18 protein-coding genes are annotated in these 19,277 nt (G+C 64.8%); 3 read left to right on the top strand and 15 right to left on the bottom strand.

Annotation, left to right across the window (positions count from 1 at the left end; translation table 11 throughout):
- Positions 1-38 precede the first annotated feature (38 nt).
- From AC1RHV_RS01100 to flgB, 5 genes are all read right to left on the bottom strand, one after another.
- Entirely contained in the window at positions 39-803 is a 765-nt protein-coding gene (locus tag AC1RHV_RS01100) for a flagellar basal body rod protein FlgF (RefSeq protein ID WP_054456672.1), read from the bottom strand.
- A 37-nt stretch (positions 804-840) separates the two neighbouring features.
- Entirely contained in the window at positions 841-2,340 is a 1,500-nt protein-coding gene (locus tag AC1RHV_RS01095) for a flagellar hook-basal body complex protein (RefSeq protein ID WP_306653269.1), read from the bottom strand.
- A gap of 71 nt (positions 2,341-2,411) precedes the next feature.
- Positions 2,412-3,110, bottom strand: coding sequence for a flagellar hook capping FlgD N-terminal domain-containing protein (locus AC1RHV_RS01090; protein WP_054456670.1), 699 nt, complete (start codon positions 3,108-3,110; stop codon positions 2,412-2,414).
- A 20-nt stretch (positions 3,111-3,130) separates the two neighbouring features.
- Positions 3,131-3,550, bottom strand: coding sequence for a flagellar basal body rod protein FlgC (gene flgC / locus AC1RHV_RS01085; RefSeq protein ID WP_054456669.1), 420 nt, complete (start codon positions 3,548-3,550; stop codon positions 3,131-3,133).
- A gap of 23 nt (positions 3,551-3,573) precedes the next feature.
- Complete coding sequence (gene flgB / locus AC1RHV_RS01080; RefSeq protein ID WP_054456668.1) at positions 3,574-3,981, bottom strand: flagellar basal body rod protein FlgB; 408 nt, start codon at positions 3,979-3,981, stop codon at positions 3,574-3,576.
- A gap of 177 nt (positions 3,982-4,158) precedes the next feature.
- On the opposite strand from flgB, the gene flgA reads away from it, so the two are divergent.
- From flgA to AC1RHV_RS01065, 3 genes are all read left to right on the top strand, one after another.
- On the top strand, positions 4,159-4,872 hold the full coding sequence (gene flgA, locus AC1RHV_RS01075) for a flagellar basal body P-ring formation chaperone FlgA (RefSeq protein WP_125473406.1): 714 nt from the start codon (positions 4,159-4,161) through the stop codon (positions 4,870-4,872).
- Between the two features lie 129 nt (positions 4,873-5,001).
- A complete protein-coding gene (gene flgM / locus AC1RHV_RS01070; protein WP_054456667.1) occupies positions 5,002-5,295 on the top strand; it encodes a flagellar biosynthesis anti-sigma factor FlgM in 294 nt (97 codons plus the stop codon).
- Positions 5,296-5,326: 31 nt separating this feature from the next.
- A complete protein-coding gene (locus AC1RHV_RS01065; RefSeq protein WP_054456868.1) occupies positions 5,327-5,806 on the top strand; it encodes a flagella synthesis protein FlgN in 480 nt (159 codons plus the stop codon).
- Between the two features lie 107 nt (positions 5,807-5,913).
- Here AC1RHV_RS01065 and flhF read toward each other — a convergent pair whose 3' ends face one another.
- The 10 genes from flhF to cheW form a co-directional block, all read right to left on the bottom strand.
- Positions 5,914-8,721: a flagellar biosynthesis GTPase FlhF gene (flhF, locus tag AC1RHV_RS01060; protein ID WP_306653270.1), complete on the bottom strand. Its 2,808-nt coding sequence runs from the start codon at positions 8,719-8,721 to the stop codon at positions 5,914-5,916.
- The gene (gene flhA / locus AC1RHV_RS01055) at positions 8,718-10,838 is read right to left on the bottom strand and encodes a flagellar biosynthesis protein FlhA (protein WP_119452092.1); all 2,121 of its coding nucleotides are present in this window, start codon (positions 10,836-10,838) and stop codon (positions 8,718-8,720) included. Before flhA ends, flhF begins: the two co-directional genes overlap by 4 nt.
- 3 nt (positions 10,839-10,841) lie before the next feature.
- Positions 10,842-11,996, bottom strand: a complete 1,155-nt coding sequence (gene flhB, locus AC1RHV_RS01050) for a flagellar biosynthesis protein FlhB (protein WP_054456664.1) — start codon at positions 11,994-11,996, stop codon at positions 10,842-10,844.
- A 186-nt stretch (positions 11,997-12,182) separates the two neighbouring features.
- Positions 12,183-13,730, bottom strand: coding sequence for a methyl-accepting chemotaxis protein (locus AC1RHV_RS01045; RefSeq protein WP_306653271.1), 1,548 nt, complete (start codon positions 13,728-13,730; stop codon positions 12,183-12,185).
- A gap of 220 nt (positions 13,731-13,950) precedes the next feature.
- The gene (gene cheZ, locus AC1RHV_RS01040; RefSeq protein WP_054456663.1) at positions 13,951-14,583 is read right to left on the bottom strand and encodes a protein phosphatase CheZ; all 633 of its coding nucleotides are present in this window, start codon (positions 14,581-14,583) and stop codon (positions 13,951-13,953) included.
- An 8-nt stretch (positions 14,584-14,591) separates the two neighbouring features.
- Entirely contained in the window at positions 14,592-14,981 is a 390-nt protein-coding gene (gene cheY / locus AC1RHV_RS01035; protein WP_013393379.1) for a chemotaxis response regulator CheY, read from the bottom strand.
- Positions 14,982-15,031: 50 nt separating this feature from the next.
- The gene (locus AC1RHV_RS01030) at positions 15,032-16,090 is read right to left on the bottom strand and encodes a protein-glutamate methylesterase/protein-glutamine glutaminase (protein WP_013393378.1); all 1,059 of its coding nucleotides are present in this window, start codon (positions 16,088-16,090) and stop codon (positions 15,032-15,034) included.
- Between the two features lie 19 nt (positions 16,091-16,109).
- A complete protein-coding gene (locus tag AC1RHV_RS01025) occupies positions 16,110-16,967 on the bottom strand; it encodes a CheR family methyltransferase (RefSeq protein ID WP_054456662.1) in 858 nt (285 codons plus the stop codon).
- 8 nt (positions 16,968-16,975) lie between these two features.
- Positions 16,976-18,679: a methyl-accepting chemotaxis protein gene (locus AC1RHV_RS01020; protein ID WP_119451937.1), complete on the bottom strand. Its 1,704-nt coding sequence runs from the start codon at positions 18,677-18,679 to the stop codon at positions 16,976-16,978.
- 90 nt (positions 18,680-18,769) lie between these two features.
- Positions 18,770-19,270 (bottom strand): chemotaxis protein CheW, encoded by a 501-nt coding sequence (cheW, locus tag AC1RHV_RS01015; protein WP_054456661.1) that lies wholly within the window; start codon positions 19,268-19,270, stop codon positions 18,770-18,772.
- Positions 19,271-19,277 lie beyond the last annotated feature (7 nt).

Raw genomic sequence — 19,277 nt, 5'->3', positions numbered from 1 at the left:
TGCCGCGCGCAAAAAATGTTTCTAGTTCAGTCGCCGTATCACGCGCTTACCGACAGGATGCCGTTGGCGCGCTCGGCGTTGCGGTCCGACTGCTGGATCACCTGCATCTGCTGCTCGAAGCGGCGGGCGTTGGCGATCATGCCGACCATCGCCGCCATCGGATTGGTGTTGCTGCCTTCCAGCACGCCCGACAACAACCGCAGGCTGGGGTCGGCAGGCACCGGAGGCGCGGGTTGGCCATTGACGGGCGCCATGCGGAAGACGCCATCGTCGCCGTGCACCAGCTGCTCGTTCTGCGGGCTGGCCAGTTTGATCCGGCCCAGGTTCAGGATGTTGTTCGGCGCGTCGCCTGCGCCGATGGCGGTAATGGTGCCGTCCGCGGTGATGGTCAGCGCGGCCTGGTCGGGCACGTCGATGGGGCCGCCCTGGTCCGACAACACGGGTTGGCCCAACGAGGTCTGCAACAAGCCATTGATGCCGACCTGCAGGCTGCCGGCGCGGGTGTACGCCTCGCCCTGCGGCGTCTGCACGGCGATCCAGCCACGCTCGCTGGACAGCGCCACGTCCAGGTCCCGGCCCGTGGTCTGCATATTGCCCATCTGGAAGCTGTTGCGCGGCGTGGACGCCACCGTCGAAACACGCGTGGGCAGACTCGTCCCATCCGTGACCGGCACGGAGCGGTACAGCGCGATCTGCTCGCGGAAACCCGCCGTGTTCACGTTGGCCATGTTGTTGGAAAGCGCGGCCTGATGCTCGGTGATGCGCGCCGCGCCATTCATGGCGGTGTAGATGATACGGTCCATTGCCTATTCCGTCGGTGTCGTCTCGTGCCTGTCCGGCTTACTTCAGATTCATCAGGACTTGCATGATTTCGTCCTGGGTCTTGATGGTCTGCGAGTTGGCCTGGTAGGTGCGCTGGGCGATGATCATGTTGACCAGTTCCTTGCTCATGTCGACGTTGGACGCTTCCGTGGCCTGACCCACGACCTTGGAGAGGCCGTTGGTGCCGGGCTGGCCCAGGATGGGCTGGCCGGAGGCGGAGGTTTCCGTCCAGGCGTTGTTGCCCACGGGCTGCAGCCCCTGCAGGTTGGAGAAGTCAGCCAGCACGATGGTGCCGACGACCTGGGTCTCGCCGTTGGTGTAGCTCGCCACTATGCTGCCGTCACCACTGATGTTGATGCCGCTGAACTCGCCGGAAGCATATCCGTCCGGCTTGGCTACCAGCTTGTAGGCGCTGCCGAACTGTGTGGTGCCGGCGTAGTTCATCGCAATGTTGATCGGATCTGCGGGCGTGGTGCCGCCGCCCGGGTTGGCGAAGGACAGGTTGACGACAGGTGCGCTGGTCATCACGCCGGCCTTGTTAAAGGTGAACTTCTGCGGGTTGCCCCAGACTCCGCCCGCTTCGGTGGTCGGCGCCATGGCCTGCCCGTCGATCGTGTAGTAAACGTCGTACGTGCTGGTATCCGCAGTAGCTGCGGGGCGCTTCACGAAGTACTGCATGACCTGATGGGAATTGCCCAGCGAGTCGAACACCGTCATCGGCGAGGCGTTGGTATAGGAGTTGGACAGCTTCGGGTCGAACGGCTTGCCAGTTTCGACGACAGCCGCCGTGTACTCAGTGAACCCCCCCATCTTCGAAAGGTCACCAGCCGTAATAACGCCGCCTGCGCCCACGGTCACCGTTTCCGTACCGACGGTGAAGGTGGAGCCCGGGGCCGGCAGCCCGAGACCGGCCGGCACGGTATCCTCCAGCGTTGCCGTTCCCGTAGCATCACGGCTGAAGGTGTACACAGTGGCGGGCGCCGTGCCCAACGTGACCCTTCCAAGGACGGGTGCCTTGGTTTGCGTATCCGTTTCGTAAATGACTTTCGCGTTGGCATCCAGGTTGGCCACGGTGGTGCCAGTGGAAGTCGCCTTCGGTGCCACGTTGGCAGTAGGCAACTGCAATTCCACCGGATTCGCGCCCACGGAGCCCGGCGGATAACCCGTCAGACGATAGCCCTGTGCGTTGATGATGAAGTTGTTCTTGTCGACCAGGAATTCGCCGTTGCGGGTGTACATCACCGCACCGCTCTGGTCGGTTACGCGGAACATGCCCTTGGCGCCGTCAATGGCGATGTCGTATTCGCCGCCGCCGCCGTTCACCGTACCCACGGTAAAGCGCTGGTTGATGGCCGCAACCTTCACGCCCAGGCCGACGCGCGAACTGGCGTAAACGTCGGCGAACGACGCGGTGGCGGACTTGAAGCCGACCGTGCCGGAGTTGGCGATGTTGTTGCCGATGACGTCCAGGTTCTGCGCTGCGGCGTTCAAGCCGCTCAATCCTTGTCCGAAACCCATGTTTGTTCTCGCTAATCTTTAACTAGGGGAAGCCGCCGCCCTTGCGCCGGCACCGATACATTGCGCCCGCTTCAGGCGCCGATCACCTTGCGCACGTCCAGCATGCTGGTCTGGCCTTCCAGGCCCAGATCCAGCCTCAGGCCTTCAGTGGAGTACGCCACGCTCTTGACCTGGCCGTAGCTCAGGACTTCCGCATTCACCTTCTTGCCATCGGCATCCGTAGCCAGGACGGACACGGTGTACGCGCCCGGTTCCAGCACAATGCCGTTATCGTTCTTGCCATCCCAGGACAGCGTGTACACGCCGGGCTTCTGGTCTGTCGTTTCGATCGTGCGCACGACCGCGCCATTGGCGTCGGAAATGCGGATCTGCACTTTCTGGGCATCGCCCTGCAGGTCCAGACCGTAAGGCGTGACGACGCGGGCCTCGGGATTTGCCGCATCCACGCCAGACTTGATCTTGGAGCCGGGAATCAGCACGCCCTTGCCTATCATGGCCACGGCATTCATCGACTGCGACACGTCGATCTGGCCGCTGATGGCGAGCATGGTGTTCTTCAGGTTGGTGATGCCTTCCACCGTGGAGATCTGCGCCAGCTGGGATGTCAGCTCGGCATTCTGCATCGGGTTCAGGGGATCCTGGTTCTGCAGCTGCGTGACCAGCAGTTTCAGGAACTGGTCCTGCAGGCCTTGCGCCGTGCTGCTGCTATTGGCGCCCGTTTGAGCCAGGCCCAAGCCGGTCTTGCTCGTCGATTGGTCGATAGTGGTCATGGATTAACTGGTTCCGGAAATTAGGACTGGCCGATGGTCAGGGTCTTCTGCATCAGGGCCTTGGCGGTGTTGAGCACTTCCACGTTTGCCTGGTAAGAGCGCGAGGCTGCGATCATGTTCACGGTTTCGGCCACCGGGTCGACATTGGGCATGCTGACGTAACCCTGCGCGTCGGCCATGGGGTGCTGCGGGTCATAGACCTGCTTCAAGGGGGACTGGTCTTCGACCACGCCAGCCACGCGCACGCCGCCGATTTCCTGGCCCAGCGCCTGGCCGGCCGGGGGATTCACCTGGAACACGACCTGACGGGCGCGGTAGGGTTTGCCGTCGGGGCCAACCACGCTGTCGGCGTTGGCCATGTTGCTGGCCGCCACGTTCATGCGCTGCGATTGCGCGCTGAGCGCCGAACCGGCGATATCGAAAATGCTCAACAAGGACATTGCCTGCCGCTCCCTTTAAAGAATCATTCCTGAATTGCGGCCATCATGGTCCGGATACGGCCAGACAGCATCTGCATCGTGCTTTGGTAATGCAGCGTGTTATCCGCGAACTGCACGCGTTCGATGTCCATGTCCACCGTGTTGCCATCCATGCTCGGCTGGTACGGCAGGCGGTACAGGAGTTCCGTCGGACCTTGCGATACGGCCTTGGCCGGAATATGGCGAGCGGCAGTCAGCGTGAGCGCGGTGTCGGGCAGGCGTTTCGTGCCTTCCATGGCGTTGGCCATGGCCGTCTTGAAGTCGAAATCGCGCGCCTTGTAATTGGGCGTATCGGCATTGGCGATGTTCGACGACAGCACTTCCTGGCGTTGCGCGCGCAGTCCCAGGGACTGCTGGAAGAACCGAAAATCTTCATTAAGCCTGTCTAGCATCGGGGCGCCTTGGTGCGTTGCAATTCAGATAAAGCCAGGGACGCCGGACAGACCGTTATCCCATTGGATGACGGCATCATAGGGGCCGGGGGCTCAACACAATCAGCCAAATAACCCGTCATTTCTCATCCAATTCACGTATTGCCGAATGCCGCGGACTTCTACAATTCCTCCATCATGAAAATATCCGCACTCCGACTCCGCGCGCGCGCAGGCTGCCTGGCAGCCCTGCTGCTGCCCCTGGCCGCCGCGCAGGGGCAGGAAGCCGCCGTCCAGGCACCCGAGGCGATCGCTCTTGCCGCGCAAACCTATCTGCTGGATCAACTGGCCGGCCTTCCAGGGCAGCCCTCGATCGCGATAGACCCGCCGCGCGCGGAACGCCTGGCGCCTTGCGACGCCATGTCCCCGTTTATGCCCTCGGGTATGAAACTGCGTTCACGCATGACGGTCGGGGTGCGCTGCAACGCGCCCAAGCCCTGGACGGCGTATGTCCAGGCGACGGTGAGCGTGCCGGGCCACTACTACGTCGCCGCCCGCATGATTGCTGCGGGGCAGGCCCTGACGCCGGACGACCTCGCTCCAAGAGACGGCGATTTGGTCTCCCTGCCCCCTGGCGCGATTACAGATCCGCAAACCGTGGTGGGCATGTCGGCCGTGCACCGGATCAATGCGGGGCAAGCGGTGCGGGGTTCCGGATTGCGCAACGCACAATCGGTGGTGCGCGGCGCCAACGTCCGCATCAACGCGCGCGGGAAGGGCTTCGTCGTCAGCAGCGAAGGCCAGGCGCTCGACAACGCCGCACCTGGCGCAACCGTGCAGGTCCGCACCGCAGGCGGCCAAGTGGTCAGCGGCGTGGTGCGCAACGCCGGCCTGGTGGAAATACAACTGTAATTGTTGTTACATGTCGCATTGCACCAACACGCCGCCTGCCCCTAAAGTTCCGTCCGGCCCTGCCGTTACTGAGGCATAAGTAGGCGAAACCGTCGCACAACCGACCCAGGACGCCCTGCGGAGAAAATCTTGAAGATCAATTCGACCACCAACCGCCCCCTATCGGCTGACGCCGTCGCGCCCCGCGCCGACTCGGCGGTTGCCCAGGCCTATGGCGCCAGTAGCGCCAGCGGCTCCAGCAGCTCGCAGGTGGCGCTGAGCTCGGCGTCGCGCAAACTGTTGGCGCTGCAGGACGGCTCCAATGACATCAACGTTGAACGCGTCGCCGCCATCCGTGCGGCAATCGCATCGGGTCAGTTGAAGATCGACACCGGCCGCATCGCGGACAGTCTGATTGCCAGCGCCCGCGATTTGCTGAAGTAACCCCGAATCTCCCGAGTCCAACAGCATGACCATGAGCACCGTCGAATCCCTGCAATCCTGCATGCGCCAGGAAGATGCCCTGATCACCGAGTTCTCCGCCATTCTGGAAGAAGAGACCGAGGTGCTGGTGGGCTTGGGGAGCGTCGGCACGCTGCAGGAAATCACCGAGCGCAAGGGCGACGTCGCCCGCAAGCTTGTGGACCTGAGCCAGGTCCGGGACTCCCTGCTCGCGGAAATTGGCCTGCCCGCCGGGCACACCGGCACCGAGCAGGCGGCTGTTCTGCACCCGCAACTGTCCGGCGTCTGGCAGGCTTTGCTCAGCAAATCGGCATCCGCCAACGAAATCAACCTGCGCAACGGCGCGCTCATCGACGTGCATCTGCGCTACACGCAGCAGTCGCTGGACGCCCTGCGCGGCTTGGGCGCGGCGGGTGGCACCGTGTCCACTTACGACGCCCGCGGGCGTGGCGCACGCAGCGGCCCGGGCCGCAAGCCCATCGTGGCTGGTTGAACTTGGCAGGATGGGTAAAGCGCGCCAGTTCGCGCGCAAGATCCCACCTCGCTATCGCGCGCAACCCATCACATATTTGCGCAAAGCCACTGCAACAACGGCCGTCGTCACCCCGCCGTCATTTCCAACATCGCATACATCTTCAGCAAAGCCACAGGCAACATGCGCCCGGACAGCTTGCGATCCGTTCCCATGATGCCCGACAGGGGGCCGCGCAGCACTTCCGCTGCCGGCGTATGCGCCAGCTGCCAACATGCCGCGCCCATCTGGCCGGCCATTAGCGATTGGCGCGCCAAGGCATGAGCGCCGTCCACCGCCGGCAAAGCCTGCCACGCATTCGCCATATAGCGGAACCCCGCCTTGGCCTCATCCTGCAGCACCAGCCAGCGCGCCACGGTGGCGGCATCCGCTTGGGACGCGGGCAGATTGGTCATGCCGAACAACTGTCCGGCCACCTCGCCACTGACCGTGTCGATCAGCCGGGCGCAGACCAGCCGGACGAGCTCGCCACCGTTGCGGCCCGGCAGGATCACTTCCGTACCTGAGGCCCACAACGCCAGGGGCACGCGCTTGCTGCCCTGGACGCTGTGCAGCCCCGGCATATCGCCAGGTTGGCCGACGGGCAGATAGCCCACGCTCTTGCCCACGGCATTCAGATTGGTCGGGCAGTCATCCTGGATGACGCGCTGCCCGCCAGCGCTGCGCGCAACCCAGGCAACGCCCTGCTCGTTCAAAGCTGGCCACAAGGCGGAAGTACCGGTTTCCAGCATATGTACGACCGGGACGCGCGCCAGTTTCTCGGCCAGCCAGGCCACTCGCGCCTCTAGCGCCAGGGCCGCGTCCGGCTGCGCCGGCGCCGCTGGCGCAAAGGAGGACAACAGGCCGTGCGGCAGCACCAATTGCTGCGCCGGTGCCGCCAAAGCCGTGCCGCGATCACTCATCAGCAGCGTGCCCAGCAAGGCCCCGCCCGGGAGGCCCTCCCCCTTCATGGCGGTCTTGCCATGCATGGCAAGCAGGTGCCGTCCGCAAACCGCGGAAAACTCTCGACGCACCATCGCCAAGGGGTCATCGCCCAGGGCGGCTACGCTCGCGCCCGAACTGTCGCCAACATAGCCGCGCCAGGATGCGCGAGCCTGCACGCAGGCGGGATCGCTTTCCAGCCAGGCGATCGCGTCGTCCAGGTTCTGCGCGGCCTCGATGGACCCCGCACCGCCTTGCGGACGCAGGATGGCGGACGCCAGCAATTGCCGCTTGCGCGCTGGATCCACGCTTTCCGGCTCCCGCGACGCGGACACCAGCGTCGCGAGGTCTGCCTCGCTAGGGGTGTACAGCGCGCGGGCGCGCTCGACCATCGAGAAGGCGCGGTCGATCAGCACGTCGGCGCGGGCCAGCTCCATGTGTTCCGGCACTTTCTGCCCGACCGACATGTAATGGATGGGCAAGCGGTGACGGATGGCCGTATCCAGCGCCGCACCCAGGCGCGTAGCCTCGTCCAGCTTGGTAATGATGCATCCGGCGACATCCTCGCCCACGCCATTACGGTACGCATGCGCCACTTCGTCCAGCGTGTCGCCTTGACTGGCCGCGTTGAGCACCAGTAGCCGGCGCACGGGTTTGCCCGCGTTGCACAGCATGGCTGCCTGTTCCGCCACTTGGCGATCGCGCTGACTGATGCCGGTGGTATCGATCAGCACGATCTTGCGGCTGCCCAATTCAGCCAGGATGCGGCGCAACTCGCCCGCGTCGCGCACGGAGTGGGCGGGCACGCCCATCAGGCGTCCGTAGATCTGCAGCTGTTCCAGCGCGCCGATCCGGAAATTGTCGGTGGTCAGCATCGCGACCTGCTCGCGGCCCTCGCGCGCCACGCAGCGTGCGGCCAGCTTGGCCAGCGTGGTCGTCTTGCCCACACCGGTCGGACCGACCAGGGCATATACGCCGCCAGCCAGGAACTCATCCTCGGAACGCAGCACGGGCAGGTGGGTCACCAGTTCGTTGCGGGCCCAGCTCAGCGCCGCTTCCGGCGTCATTCCTTCCGGCAGGCGCTCCACCAGCGTGCGCACCAGCTTGGTGCTGAACCCCGCATCCAGCAGGCTGCGGAACAGAGCCGCGCCCGCGGGTTCCCGACCTGGCCCTTGGCGGCCGCCCCAGAGCAGGCCATCCATGCGGCTTTCCAAAGCGCCGCGCAGCGCGCTGATGGCGTCCTGCAGTCCGGCTGCGGCGTCGGCCGGCATCGCAGCAGAGGGCAAAACTGGCGGCTGGCGCAACGGCGCGTCCGGCATGCGGGCCATGGCAGGCGCGGGTGCCGGTTGGGGCGCGGACGGCGTATAGGCCGCAGGCGCTGGAGCCGCGCTTGCCGGCTGGCCCGCATAGGCTACAGGTACCGCCGGGACCAACCCTGCCGGCGCGGAAGCATATGCGGACGATGCGGCAGGAGCGCCAGGCGCGGCAGCGGATGCGGCGGACTGATCTGCGGGGACCTGGCGCAACGGCGGCAGCGATGGCAATTCAACCCGCACGGGCGCCACCGGCTGGGGCGCTATCGGAGCAACCTGGGGTGTCTCATCTTCAGGCTGCGTCGAAGAGGCGTAGGCGGTCTGGTATGCGGCGATCGAACGCGACGGCGTCGCATATCCGCCCTGCGGCATTACAGGCGTGGACGCGCGCCCTGCCTGCTCAGGCAGATCGAAGCGCATGCCCGCAGGCGGCAGCGCTTCGGGCGGCCGGACGGGCGCGGCGTCCTGGCGCGGCGCGGCCTCATGGCCGGCATCGTCAAAAGCGCCTTCGACGGTGGCCAGCACCTCCACACCGCCATCGACGCTGCGGTTCGACACGATCAGCGCGTCCGGGCCCAGCACCTGCCGGACCTGGCGCATCACATCGCGGCTATTCGCTCCAAAAAATCGGCTTATCTTCATGCCCCATTACCTCCGCCGATCAGCGCGGTCACACGCACCATGCGCTCATCGGGTATTTCCGTATTCGACAACACGCCCAGCTGCGGCAGATGGTGCCGCAGGAAGCGCGACAAAGGCGCACGCAAGACTGGAGACACCAGCAGCACCGGCGCGTTGCCCTGCGATTCCTGGCGTTCGACCGCAGCCTGCGCTTCGCGCAGCAAGGTATCTGCCAGCCCGGGTTCCAGGCCGCCGCTGGTCGTCATCGCCTGCGAAAGCACACGCTCAAGCTTCACGTCCAGGCCAATCACCCGCAGCTCGCCCTCTCCAGGGAACCATTGCTGCGTGATGGCGCGGCCCAGCGAACGGCGCGTCAGCGCGATCAGTTCGTTGATGTCGGGCTGGCTGCCCGTACCCGCGGCCAGCGCCGCCAGGCGCGGACCGTGCTCGGACAAGGTGTCGATGATGGTGCGCATATCGCGGATCGGCACCTCTTCCGACAGCAGGCCCTGCAATACCTTCTGCAATGCCGTGAGCGACAGGGTCTTGGGCACCAGATCTTCGACCAGCTTGGGCGCATCGCGTCCAATGCGGTCCAACAATTGCTGCACTTCCTGGCGGCCCAGCAGATTGGAACCGTGACGATGCATCAGGTGATTCAGATGGGTAGCGACCACGGTACCCGCATCAACCACTGTGTAGCCCGCCACCTGCGCCTGATCGCGCAGACTGCCGTCGATCCACAGCGCCGGCAAGCCGAAGGCGGGATCGGTCGTGGGCGTGCCCTTGATCTGCACGGTCACGCCGCCCGGGTCGATGGCCAGCCACTGGCCAGGCATGGCGACGCCGTGACCGACCTCCACGCCGGACAGCAGGATGCGGTAATCGTTGGGCTTGAGCTCCAGGTTGTCGCGGATATGCACGACCGGGGGCAAAAAGCCTACGTCCTGCGCGAATTTCTTGCGCAGGCTGCGGATGCGGTGCAGCAGTTCACCATTCTGGGCGTGGTCCACCAGCGGGATCAGGCGGTAGCCGACCTCAAGGCCTAGCTGGTCCACCATGGACACGTCGTCCCAACTGGCCTCGGCCGCCGCGGCCTGTGCCTGAGTAATCGCCTGTGGCGGCACCTCGGCCGCCGCGGCCGCTGCCGCGGTTTGTCGCTTGTACAGCATCCAGCCGCCCCAGGCCAGCGCGCCGGCCAGGGTCAGGAATGCAACGTGCGGCATATTGGGGATCAGGCCCATGATGCCGACGATACCGGCGGTCAGGAACAGCACGCTGGGGTTGGAGAACAGCTGGCTGAGAATCTGCTGGCCGATGTCCTGGTCGGTGGATACCCGCGACACCACCACGCCCGCCGCGGTCGAGATCACCAGCGCCGGGATCTGGGCCACCAGGCCGTCGCCGATGGTCAGCAGCGTGTAGACGCGCGCCGAATCACCCATCGACATGTCATGCTGGGCGACGCCCACGATCAGGCCGCCGATGATGTTGATCGCCATGATCAGCAGGCCGGCGATGGCGTCGCCGCGCACAAACTTGCTGGCGCCGTCCATCGAGCCGAAGAAGTCGGATTCCTGGGAGACTTCCGCGCGTCGCTTGCGCGCCTCGTCTTCGCCGATCAGGCCCGCGTTCAGGTCCGCGTCGATCGCCATCTGCTTGCCCGGCATCGCGTCCAGGGTGAAGCGCGCGCCCACTTCGGCGATACGGCCCGCGCCCTTGGTGATGACGATGAAGTTGATGATGGTCAGGATCACGAAGACGATGATCCCCACGGCGAAGTTGCCGCCGACCAGGAAGTGGCCGAAGGCCTCGATGACCTTGCCCGCGGCGTCGGGCCCGGTGTGGCCATGAAGCAGCACCACGCGGGTGGAAGCGACGTTCAACGACAGGCGCAGCAGCGTGGCGAACAGCAGCACGGCCGGAAATGCCGCGAAATCCAGCGGCTTGCGCGTAAACATGGCCACCAGCAGGATCATCACGGACAACGCGATGTTGAAGGTGAACAGCAGGTCGAGCAGGAACGTGGGCAGGGGCAAAACCATCATGCCCAGCACCATCACGATCAGGATGGGCCCTGCCAGCAGCCGCGCATGCGTGGCCCCGTTACTTTTCAACATGGTGAGCAAAGCGCTCATTCCTTAAGCTCCTTGTGCTGCGGTTTTGGCTTGCGGGTCCAGTTCGACCGGCACGGGCAACCGGGTCGGGGCCGTCGGCTCGGCGCCCCAACCGGCCCGCCAGGAGCGCAGCTGGAAGACCCACGCCAGCACTTCTGCCACCGCGGTGTAGAGTTCGGACGGGATTTCCTGCCCAAGCTCCACGTGTTGATGCAATGCGCGCGCCAAGGGCGGCGCTTCCAATGTGGGGATGCGGTTCTCGGCGGCAAGCTCGCGGATCTTGGCTGCGATCAGGCCCGTACCCTTGGCCAGCACCCGCGGCGCGCCGCTCTTTTCCTCGTCGTACTTCAGGGCCACGGCGTAGTGCGTGGGGTTGGTGACCACCACGTCCGCCTTCGGCACCTCTGCCATCATGCGGCGGCGCGCCGCCTGGCGCTGCTGCTGCCGGATGCGCGCCTTCACGTGAGGGTCGCCTTCGCTTTCCTTGTGTTCCTGGCGCACGTCTTCCTTGGACATGCGCAGCTTCTTCAGGTGGCTCCAGATCTGCCACGGCACGTCCAGCATGACAATGATCATCAGCGACGCCACGATGAAGGCGCAGCACATCGCCACCAGCGTCAGCGCCTTGATCAGCGCCGCCGATGGCGCCACGTGCATCAGGCTGAGCATGTCGTCGTGGTAGCGCCAGATGACCCAGACCGCCACGCCGCCGACCAGCGCGGCCTTGGCCAGCGCCTTGATGAGCTCCACCACCGTCTGTGACGAGAACATCCGCTTCACCCCGGAAATGGGGCTGAGCTTGGAGAAATTGAACTGCAGGGGCTTGCCCGAGATGACGATGCCGCCCAAAAGCACGCTGGACAACACGGCGATGACAGCCAACAGCCCGAAAATCGGCAACAGCACCAGCAGGGCCTGGCCGAAACCCTCCACCGCACGCTCGACCATCACGCCGGGATCGAGAACGATGCGCTGATCGAACGCCAGGCCGTTGCGCAATACGCCGCTCAGGGTCCGGTAGAGCGAGCTGCCGCCCACCCAGATGGCGCCCACGCCCGCCGCCAGCATCATGAACGTTCCCAACTCGCGGGAACGCGCAATCTGCCCCTCCTCGCGCGCCTTTTCCAGGCGCCTGGGAGAGGCGGCTTCGGTTTTTTCGAGGTCGCTTTCTTCGGCCATGCTCTGCGGTGTCGTTGCGGCTCGCGGATTCTGAAATTACGAGCTGCCCGCCGAGATTCTAGGAGGCCCCGGGGTCTGGCGATAAGCCAAGAAACGGGGGGAAAGCGGCGCTATTCCCGGATGCGTTTCAGGCGGCGCGCTCCAGGCCCGCCCGGAACGCCCCCAGGCCCGGGCAGGCCAGCCACGTCAGTGGCCTGTGGCGACCGCCAGCCGGTCTGCCTCGCCCTCTCCGGCCGCCGCCTGGAAGCGGTTGAAGTCCAGGCCGATCCGCACCGCGCCCCAATGTTCCGACCCCAGATAGACCGGGATGGAAATGTCATTGACGATTTCGCCCGTATCGCGGGAATAGGTCTGCAGCAGCATCCCGCCGGTATTGGTCGCCAGGCGCAAGCCCACCGGATCATCGAAGATGCGCTTGTTGCGCACTCGCAGGATGTCCTGCTTCGGATCCCCGGTAGGCGCTTGCGAAAAGCGGCGATTGTGGGCCGGCGCGTAACCCCGGCCGTCCACCAGGATCGTGTAGATTCCGCCCGGCACGCCATCCAGCACGCTATCAAGCAACTGCGTCACGGTCTCATCGATCTGCCGGTCGTAACTGGTGTGGTAGCGTGCAGGTTCGCTGCCGGGAATGCGCCGGTAATGGCGGTCGAACACATCGGCACCACGGCTTCTGGCGTCTTCCAGAAGGTTGACAGCGGCGTCGCGGAAGGCTTCGACAGCCTGGGACAGGCCGTCAAAGGCGGTATTGCCGGTGCGCATGTCGGCCAGCACCTCCTGCACGCTCTCCGTCTGGCGACGGATGCGGTCGATTTCGCTGGACATGTTGCCGACGCGATTCAACACGTCGGCGCTCAACGCCGCTATCCGCCCCACCTCCTCGCTCATACCGTGGTTGGTGGAGTCCACCTCGCCTATGGCCTGGACAACGTCGCCGACCTGGCGGTTCATGCTGTCGAAGTCCCGCACGAAACGCTCAAAGCCGGAGCATGTCCGATCCAGCACTGCGCCGGACGCGTTGACGTCCTCGCGCAATGTGCCGGTCTGATGCTGGGTCGTCTCCACCAGCTCCAACATCTCGGCGGTATGCCGGCCGATATCGCTGGTAGCCGAGTTCACACGCTCGGCCAGCCGCCCGACCTCGCTGGCAACCACGGCGAATCCCCGCCCCGCATCCCCCGCCCGGGCCGCCTCGACCCCGGCGTTCAAGGCCAGGAGTTGAGTCTGCAAGGCGATCTCCTTGATCAGCTTGCTGATGTCCCCAACGGAGTGGGCGCGGTCTGTCAGTTGACCGACCACCTCGGTGAATGAAGCCATCTCCCGCGTCATGCGCTCCACCCGCGCCTTGACGTCGGACAGTTCGGCCAGCGCCTGCTGCGCCGCGTGCAGATTTTGCCCTGACACCTCGGCAATCTCGCGCGCATGGGTGGAGGTTGACGTCGACAACGCGGCGATTTGCGCGCCGCTGGCCGCGAGCGCTTCCGCGGCCAGCGCCTGCTCCTGTGCCAGGATCGAACAATGGCCCGCCTGGAACTGCGTGCGGGCGGCGTTCAGCGCGATTTCGATGCTGGATTGGCGTACGGTCATGATGCGGCTGCGTATGCGCGCCATGAAACCGTACAGCGGCCAAACGGCCGGGCTGATGGATAGCGTACGTTCCGACAGGGTCGCGTCGCCGCGATTGAGCCGCCGCAACAACCGCCACATGCCGCCCAGGCGGAATACGGATCTGGCCATGATCAATCTCCTTGTGCCGGCCCGGATCGCCTTCTATGGGCATCCGTTGCCTGGCGCGCATTGCGCGCCATGATTCACGCTGCACGGCCCCTGATTATTGTTTTGGAGGGGAGTCTATCCACGAGGCGAGCTTTGCGCCCTTAGGGACTACCTTCATGCGCGGGCGGCACCACCCGGAAAATGCACCGCCGGAGTCCCTGTCCGGCGGCGCGGCTCCCGGCTAGAAGCCCAGGCTGGCCAGCAGGTCGTCGACCTGGTCCTGGCTGGTCACTACGTCGGTCTTGCCTTGCGGACTGATCTGCGGCCCGTTGAGCAGGCTGTTGGCTTCGTCGCGGCGTTCTTGCGGGACGTTGTCCAGCAGCACCTGCAGCAGTTCACGCTCGATCGCGCCGACCACGTCCATCATGCGCATGATGACCTGGCCCGTGAGGTCCTGGAAATCCTGCGCCATGATGATTTCCATCAGCTGGGATTGCGTCTGCTGCGCCTGCTTCGGCACATCCTGCAGGTAGGCGCGCGTGTCCTTCACAAGCTCGCGCGCCTCGGGCAATTCCAGGGGCTGGTCGTACCACTGCTGCCAGCGCGCATCCAGCGCCTGCGCCGAGCGCGACAGGCCATCCTGGATGGGGCCGGCCTGCTCGGTGGCGTTCAAGACGCGGTTGGCGGCCTGCTCCGTCATCTGCGCCACGTAGCGCAGACGGTCGCGGGCATCGGGAATGGCGTTGGCTGCGTCCTTGATGGCCTGATCCAGCCCCAGTTCGCGCATGCTGTCGCGCAGCATGCGCGTCAGCGACGCGATGCGGTGGATCAGGTCGGGGGATTCGCCCGGGCTCTCATGTTCCGTCGTGCTCATGGCTCACCTCAACCGGCGATTTTCTCGAAGATCTTGTTGAGCTTCTCTTCCAGCGTCGCCGCCGTGAAAGGCTTGACCACATAACCGTTGGCGCCGGCCTGGGCCGCGGCAACGATGTTTTCCTTCTTGGCCTCGGCCGTCACCATCAGCACGGGCAGCGAGGCCAGCGCCGCGTCGGCGCGGATCTGCTTGAGCATCTCCAGGCCGTCGAGATTGGGCATGTTCCAGTCCGACACCACGAACTGGAAACCGCCGTTGCGCAGCTTTTCCAGGCCGATGGCGCCGTCTTCGGCCTCATCCACGTTCTCGAAACCCAGCTCTTTGAGCAGGTTGCGGATGATCCGCCGCATGGTGGGGAAGTCATCCACCACCAGAATCTTCAGGCCCTTGTCTACCATCTTCTACTCCAGAAAAAATTTAGCTTGGACCGATCGGGGAGCCTTGCGCGTCAGACGCGGTGCCCGCGATCGCCCAGGCGAGTCAGAATGCGTTCGCTTATCGCCGACAACGAAACCACTTCATCCGCGGCGCCCAAGGCGATAGCTTCGCGGGGCATACCGAAGACGACGCAGCTGGCCTCGTCCTGCGCAATCGTGTGGGCGCCCGCGCGGTGCATGGCCAGCATGCCGGCCGCGCCATCCTTGCCCATGCCGGTCAGGATGACGCCGATGGCGTTCTTGCCCGCGGCGACGGCCGCCGAGTTGAACAGCACGTCCACCGACGGGCGATGGCGGTTGACGGGTTCGCTGGCTTCAAGCTCGATCACGTAGTTGGCGCCGCTGCGGCCCAGACGCATGTGCATGTCACCGCCCGGCGCCAGATAAACGTGCCCGGGCAACACGCGGTCGCCGTGCACGGCTTCACGGACCGTCACCGCACACAGGGCATCCAGGCGTTGCGCAAAGGAGCGCGTGAAGCCCGCCGGCATGTGTTGGGTGATCAGGATGGCCGGGCTGTCGGGCGGCAACGGCTGCAGCACCTCGCGGATCGCTTCCGTGCCGCCCGTGGACGCGCCGACGATGACCAGCTTTTCCGAGCTGGACAGCGGACGGCGCAACATGGGCGCGGGTGCGGCGGGCGCGGCGTGCGCTGCTGGCGCGCGCAGCTTGGCGCGCGAGGCGGCGCGTATCTTGTCGGCGATGATCTCGGTGTATTCGAGCAGGCCGTCGCGGATGCCCAGTTTGGGTTTGGTGACGAAGTCGATGGCCCCCAGTTCGAGGGCCCGCAACGTGATTTCGCCGCCGCGCTCGGTCAGCGACGACACCATCACCACCGGCATGGGCCGCAGGCGCATCAGTTTTTCCAGGAAATCCAGCCCGTCCATGCGGGGCATTTCCACGTCCAGCGTCAGCACGTCGGGGTTATGGCGCTTGATGAGTTCGCGTGCCACCAGCGGATCGGGCGCGGTTGCGACCACCTCCATGTCCGGCTGGCTGTTGATGATCTCGGTCATCAGGCCACGCACCAACGCCGAATCGTCCACACACAAAACGCTAATTTTCTTCATTTTTGCTGCCTCGGCCCGCTCAGGACCTGCCCGCGCATTCATAGACAGTCTGCCCGCGCAGACGAAAGTCCCGGCTGATATAGGTGAAGTTCTCGGAATGGCCAGCAAACAGCAAGCCACCGGGCTTGAGCAGCGGCACAAACCGTTCCAGGATCCTGGCCTGGGTAGGTTTGTCGAAATAAATCATGACGTTGCGACAGAAGATCACATCAAACTGTTCGTTGATCTGCCACGTCGGCGCCAACAGGTTCAGCGTCTCGTATCGGACCATGTCGGCGATCTCGGGACGCACCCGGACCTGCCCTTCGTTGGCGCCGCGGCCTTTCAAGAAGAAGCGCCGCAGACGCTCGCTATCCATTTTGTCCACGCGCTCGGCCGGGTAGACCCCCGCGCGCGCACGGGTGAGCACATTGGTGTCGATATCGGTGGCCAGCACCGAACTTGCACTGGCCCGAGGGCCCAGCGCTTCCACCAGCGTCATGGCGATGGAATACGGTTCTTCCCCGGTGGAGGCCGCACAGCACCACACCGACACCGGGCCGCCGCGCCGTTTGGCAAAGTCAGCCAAGATGGGGAAGTGATGCGATTCGCGGAAGAAGGCGGTCAGGTTGGTCGTCAATGCGTTGACGAAATCTTCCCACTCGGCCGCATTCGGTTCGTTTTCAAGCTGGTCCAGATAGCTGCCGAAATCCTGCATGCCCAGCGCGCGCAGGCGCCGGGCAAGCCGGCTGTAGACCATTTCGCGCTTGTGCGTGCCCAACGAAATTCCCGCATAGGCGTGAATCATCTTGCGCACGCGCGAAAAGTCCGCGTCGCGAAAATCGAATTGGCGTTCCACCGAAATGGACGGCGCCTGGGTTGCCGCTGCTGTAGCCACTGCGATCCTCAGTGCCCAAGCGCAAGCGCGTCAGGCGCCTGCAAGCGGGTGTCGTCACCGGCGGAACGCGCCGACGACAGGCGCTGGGCCGGAACCTCGATGACCTCACCCACGTTGATTTTGAACACGGACACCGCTTCGGCCAGGCGCTGCGCCTGCTCCTGCAGAGAACCCGCAGCTGCTGCAGCCTCTTCCACCAGCGCCGCGTTCTGCTGCGTCACCTCGTCCATCTGCGACACGGCACGGTTGACCTGCTCGATGCCGCTGGACTGCTCTTCGGACGCCGCCGAGATCTCGCCCATGATGTCCGTCACGCGCTTCACCGAGGCCACGATCTCCTGCATCGTCGAGCCGGCGCGCTCCACCTGCTGCGAGCCCGCGCCAACCTTGGTCACGGAATCCTCGATCAGGCCCTTGATTTCCTTGGCCGCCTGGGCGCTGCGTTGCGCCAACGAGCGCACTTCGCCTGCCACCACGGCAAAGCCTTTGCCCTGCTCGCCCGCTCGGGCAGCTTCCACCGCCGCATTCAGCGCCAGGATGTTGGTCTGGAAGGCAATGCCGTCGATCACCGACACAATCTCGGAAATCTTGCGCGAACTTGCCGAAATTTCCTGCATGGTGTGGACCACTTCCGACACCGCCGAACCGCCGCGCTCTGCCACGTCCGAGGCGCTGGCCGCCAGCTGGTTGGCCTGGCGCGCATTGTCGGCGTTCTGCTTGACGGTAGAGGCCAGCTCTTCCATCGAAGCCGCGGTTTCTTCCAGCGAGGCCGCTTGCTGCTCGGTGCGGCTGGACAGGTCCGTATTACCTGCCGCGATCTCGTGCGAACCGACGTTGATCTCATCCACGCCGCGGCGCACTGACGCCACGGTGCGGGTCAGGCTTTCCTGCATGCGCTTCAAGGCGGCGAACAGCTGGCCGATTTCGTTGGTATTGCGCGCGTCCACGCGGGCGGTGAGGTCGCCACCGGCGATGCGGTCGAAGTGATGACCGGCTTCCTTCAGCGGCAGCAGCACGCGGCGACGCAGGAACACATAGGTGGCGAACACAAGCAGCGCGGCGATCACGCCGCCGGCGGCGACTGCCATCAGGACGAACTGGTAGCGCACCTGTGCCACTTCGTGCGCATCCAGCGTCTTGCTGGCGCGCCAGAAATCAAAGCCTTCGATGGCGCGCGCGTACCGGCCCTCGAGAGCGTCCTGTACCGTCTGGACTTGCTTCTGGTAGGCAGGCATGTCCGCCTTTTCCAAGGCTGCCACCAGCGGCGTCAGCCCTTGCCGGACCAGCGCGTCATAGGATTCGTCGATTTCTTTCAGGGCGTCGGCCGCTTCGGCGGGCCGAGCCAGGCTCTTGTAATACTCGTACTCGGCCTGCCCCTTGTTCATGGAGGCCTTGGCCCGCTCCAGCAGGCCAGCCGCCTCGGAGGACAAGCCCTGGGTCAGCAAGGTGGGCTGCCCCACGCTCTTCACGATGTCCGCATAGTTGGCGGCGGCCGCGCGGCCCAGGCCAGTCATGGTGTCCTTGTAGCTGGAGACCACGCGGCCGACCGCGTCATCCAGCTCTTGCGATTGCTTGATCTGCGCCAGGGTGCCATTGCTGATGCGCAGGGACAGCACGCCCAACGCGGCCCCTATCACCAACATGAATGAGAAAAACGCCAGCACCCACAACAGGCTGCTGCGTATCGTCATGTTTGCGAAGAACTTGCGCATCACAAGAACCACTCCCAGATTGAAGTCGTTAAAGGAAAGCGCCACATTGGGTTCAATATGGCGCTTTTACCTCCCAGCAGGCCGTTCCGATCAGGACGCGACCTTCTCCACCAGCGCCATTTCGTCGCTGGTCATCATTTTTTCAATATCCACCAGGATCAGCATGCGTTCGTCCACCGTGCCCAGGCCCGTCAGGTACTCGGTGGACAAAGTGGCGCCGAATTCCGGCGCCGGGCGGATCTGGCCCGAATTGAGCATCAGCACATCGGACACGCCATCCACCACGATACCGACGACGCGGCGGTCGAGGTTCAGGATGATGACCACGGTCTGCTCGTTGTAGTCGACGCGGCCCAGGTTGAACTTGATGCGCAGGTCGACGATGGGCACGATGATGCCGCGCAGGTTCGTCACGCCCTTGATGAACGGCGGAACATTCGCGATGCGGGTGACCGTGTCGGCGTCGTAGCCGCGGATCTCCTGCACCTTCAGGATGTCGATGCCGTACTCTTCGTCGCCCAGCGTGAACACCAGGAACTCGCTGCCGACATCTTCATTGCGCGCGGCTTGCGCTTGCGGTTTGGCTGCCATGAGGTTT

Source organism: Achromobacter sp. GW823-FHT04E03, assembly GCF_058796095.1.
Note: the sequence above shows the minus strand (reverse complement) of the source record. Positions and strands in the feature narration are given on the sequence as shown.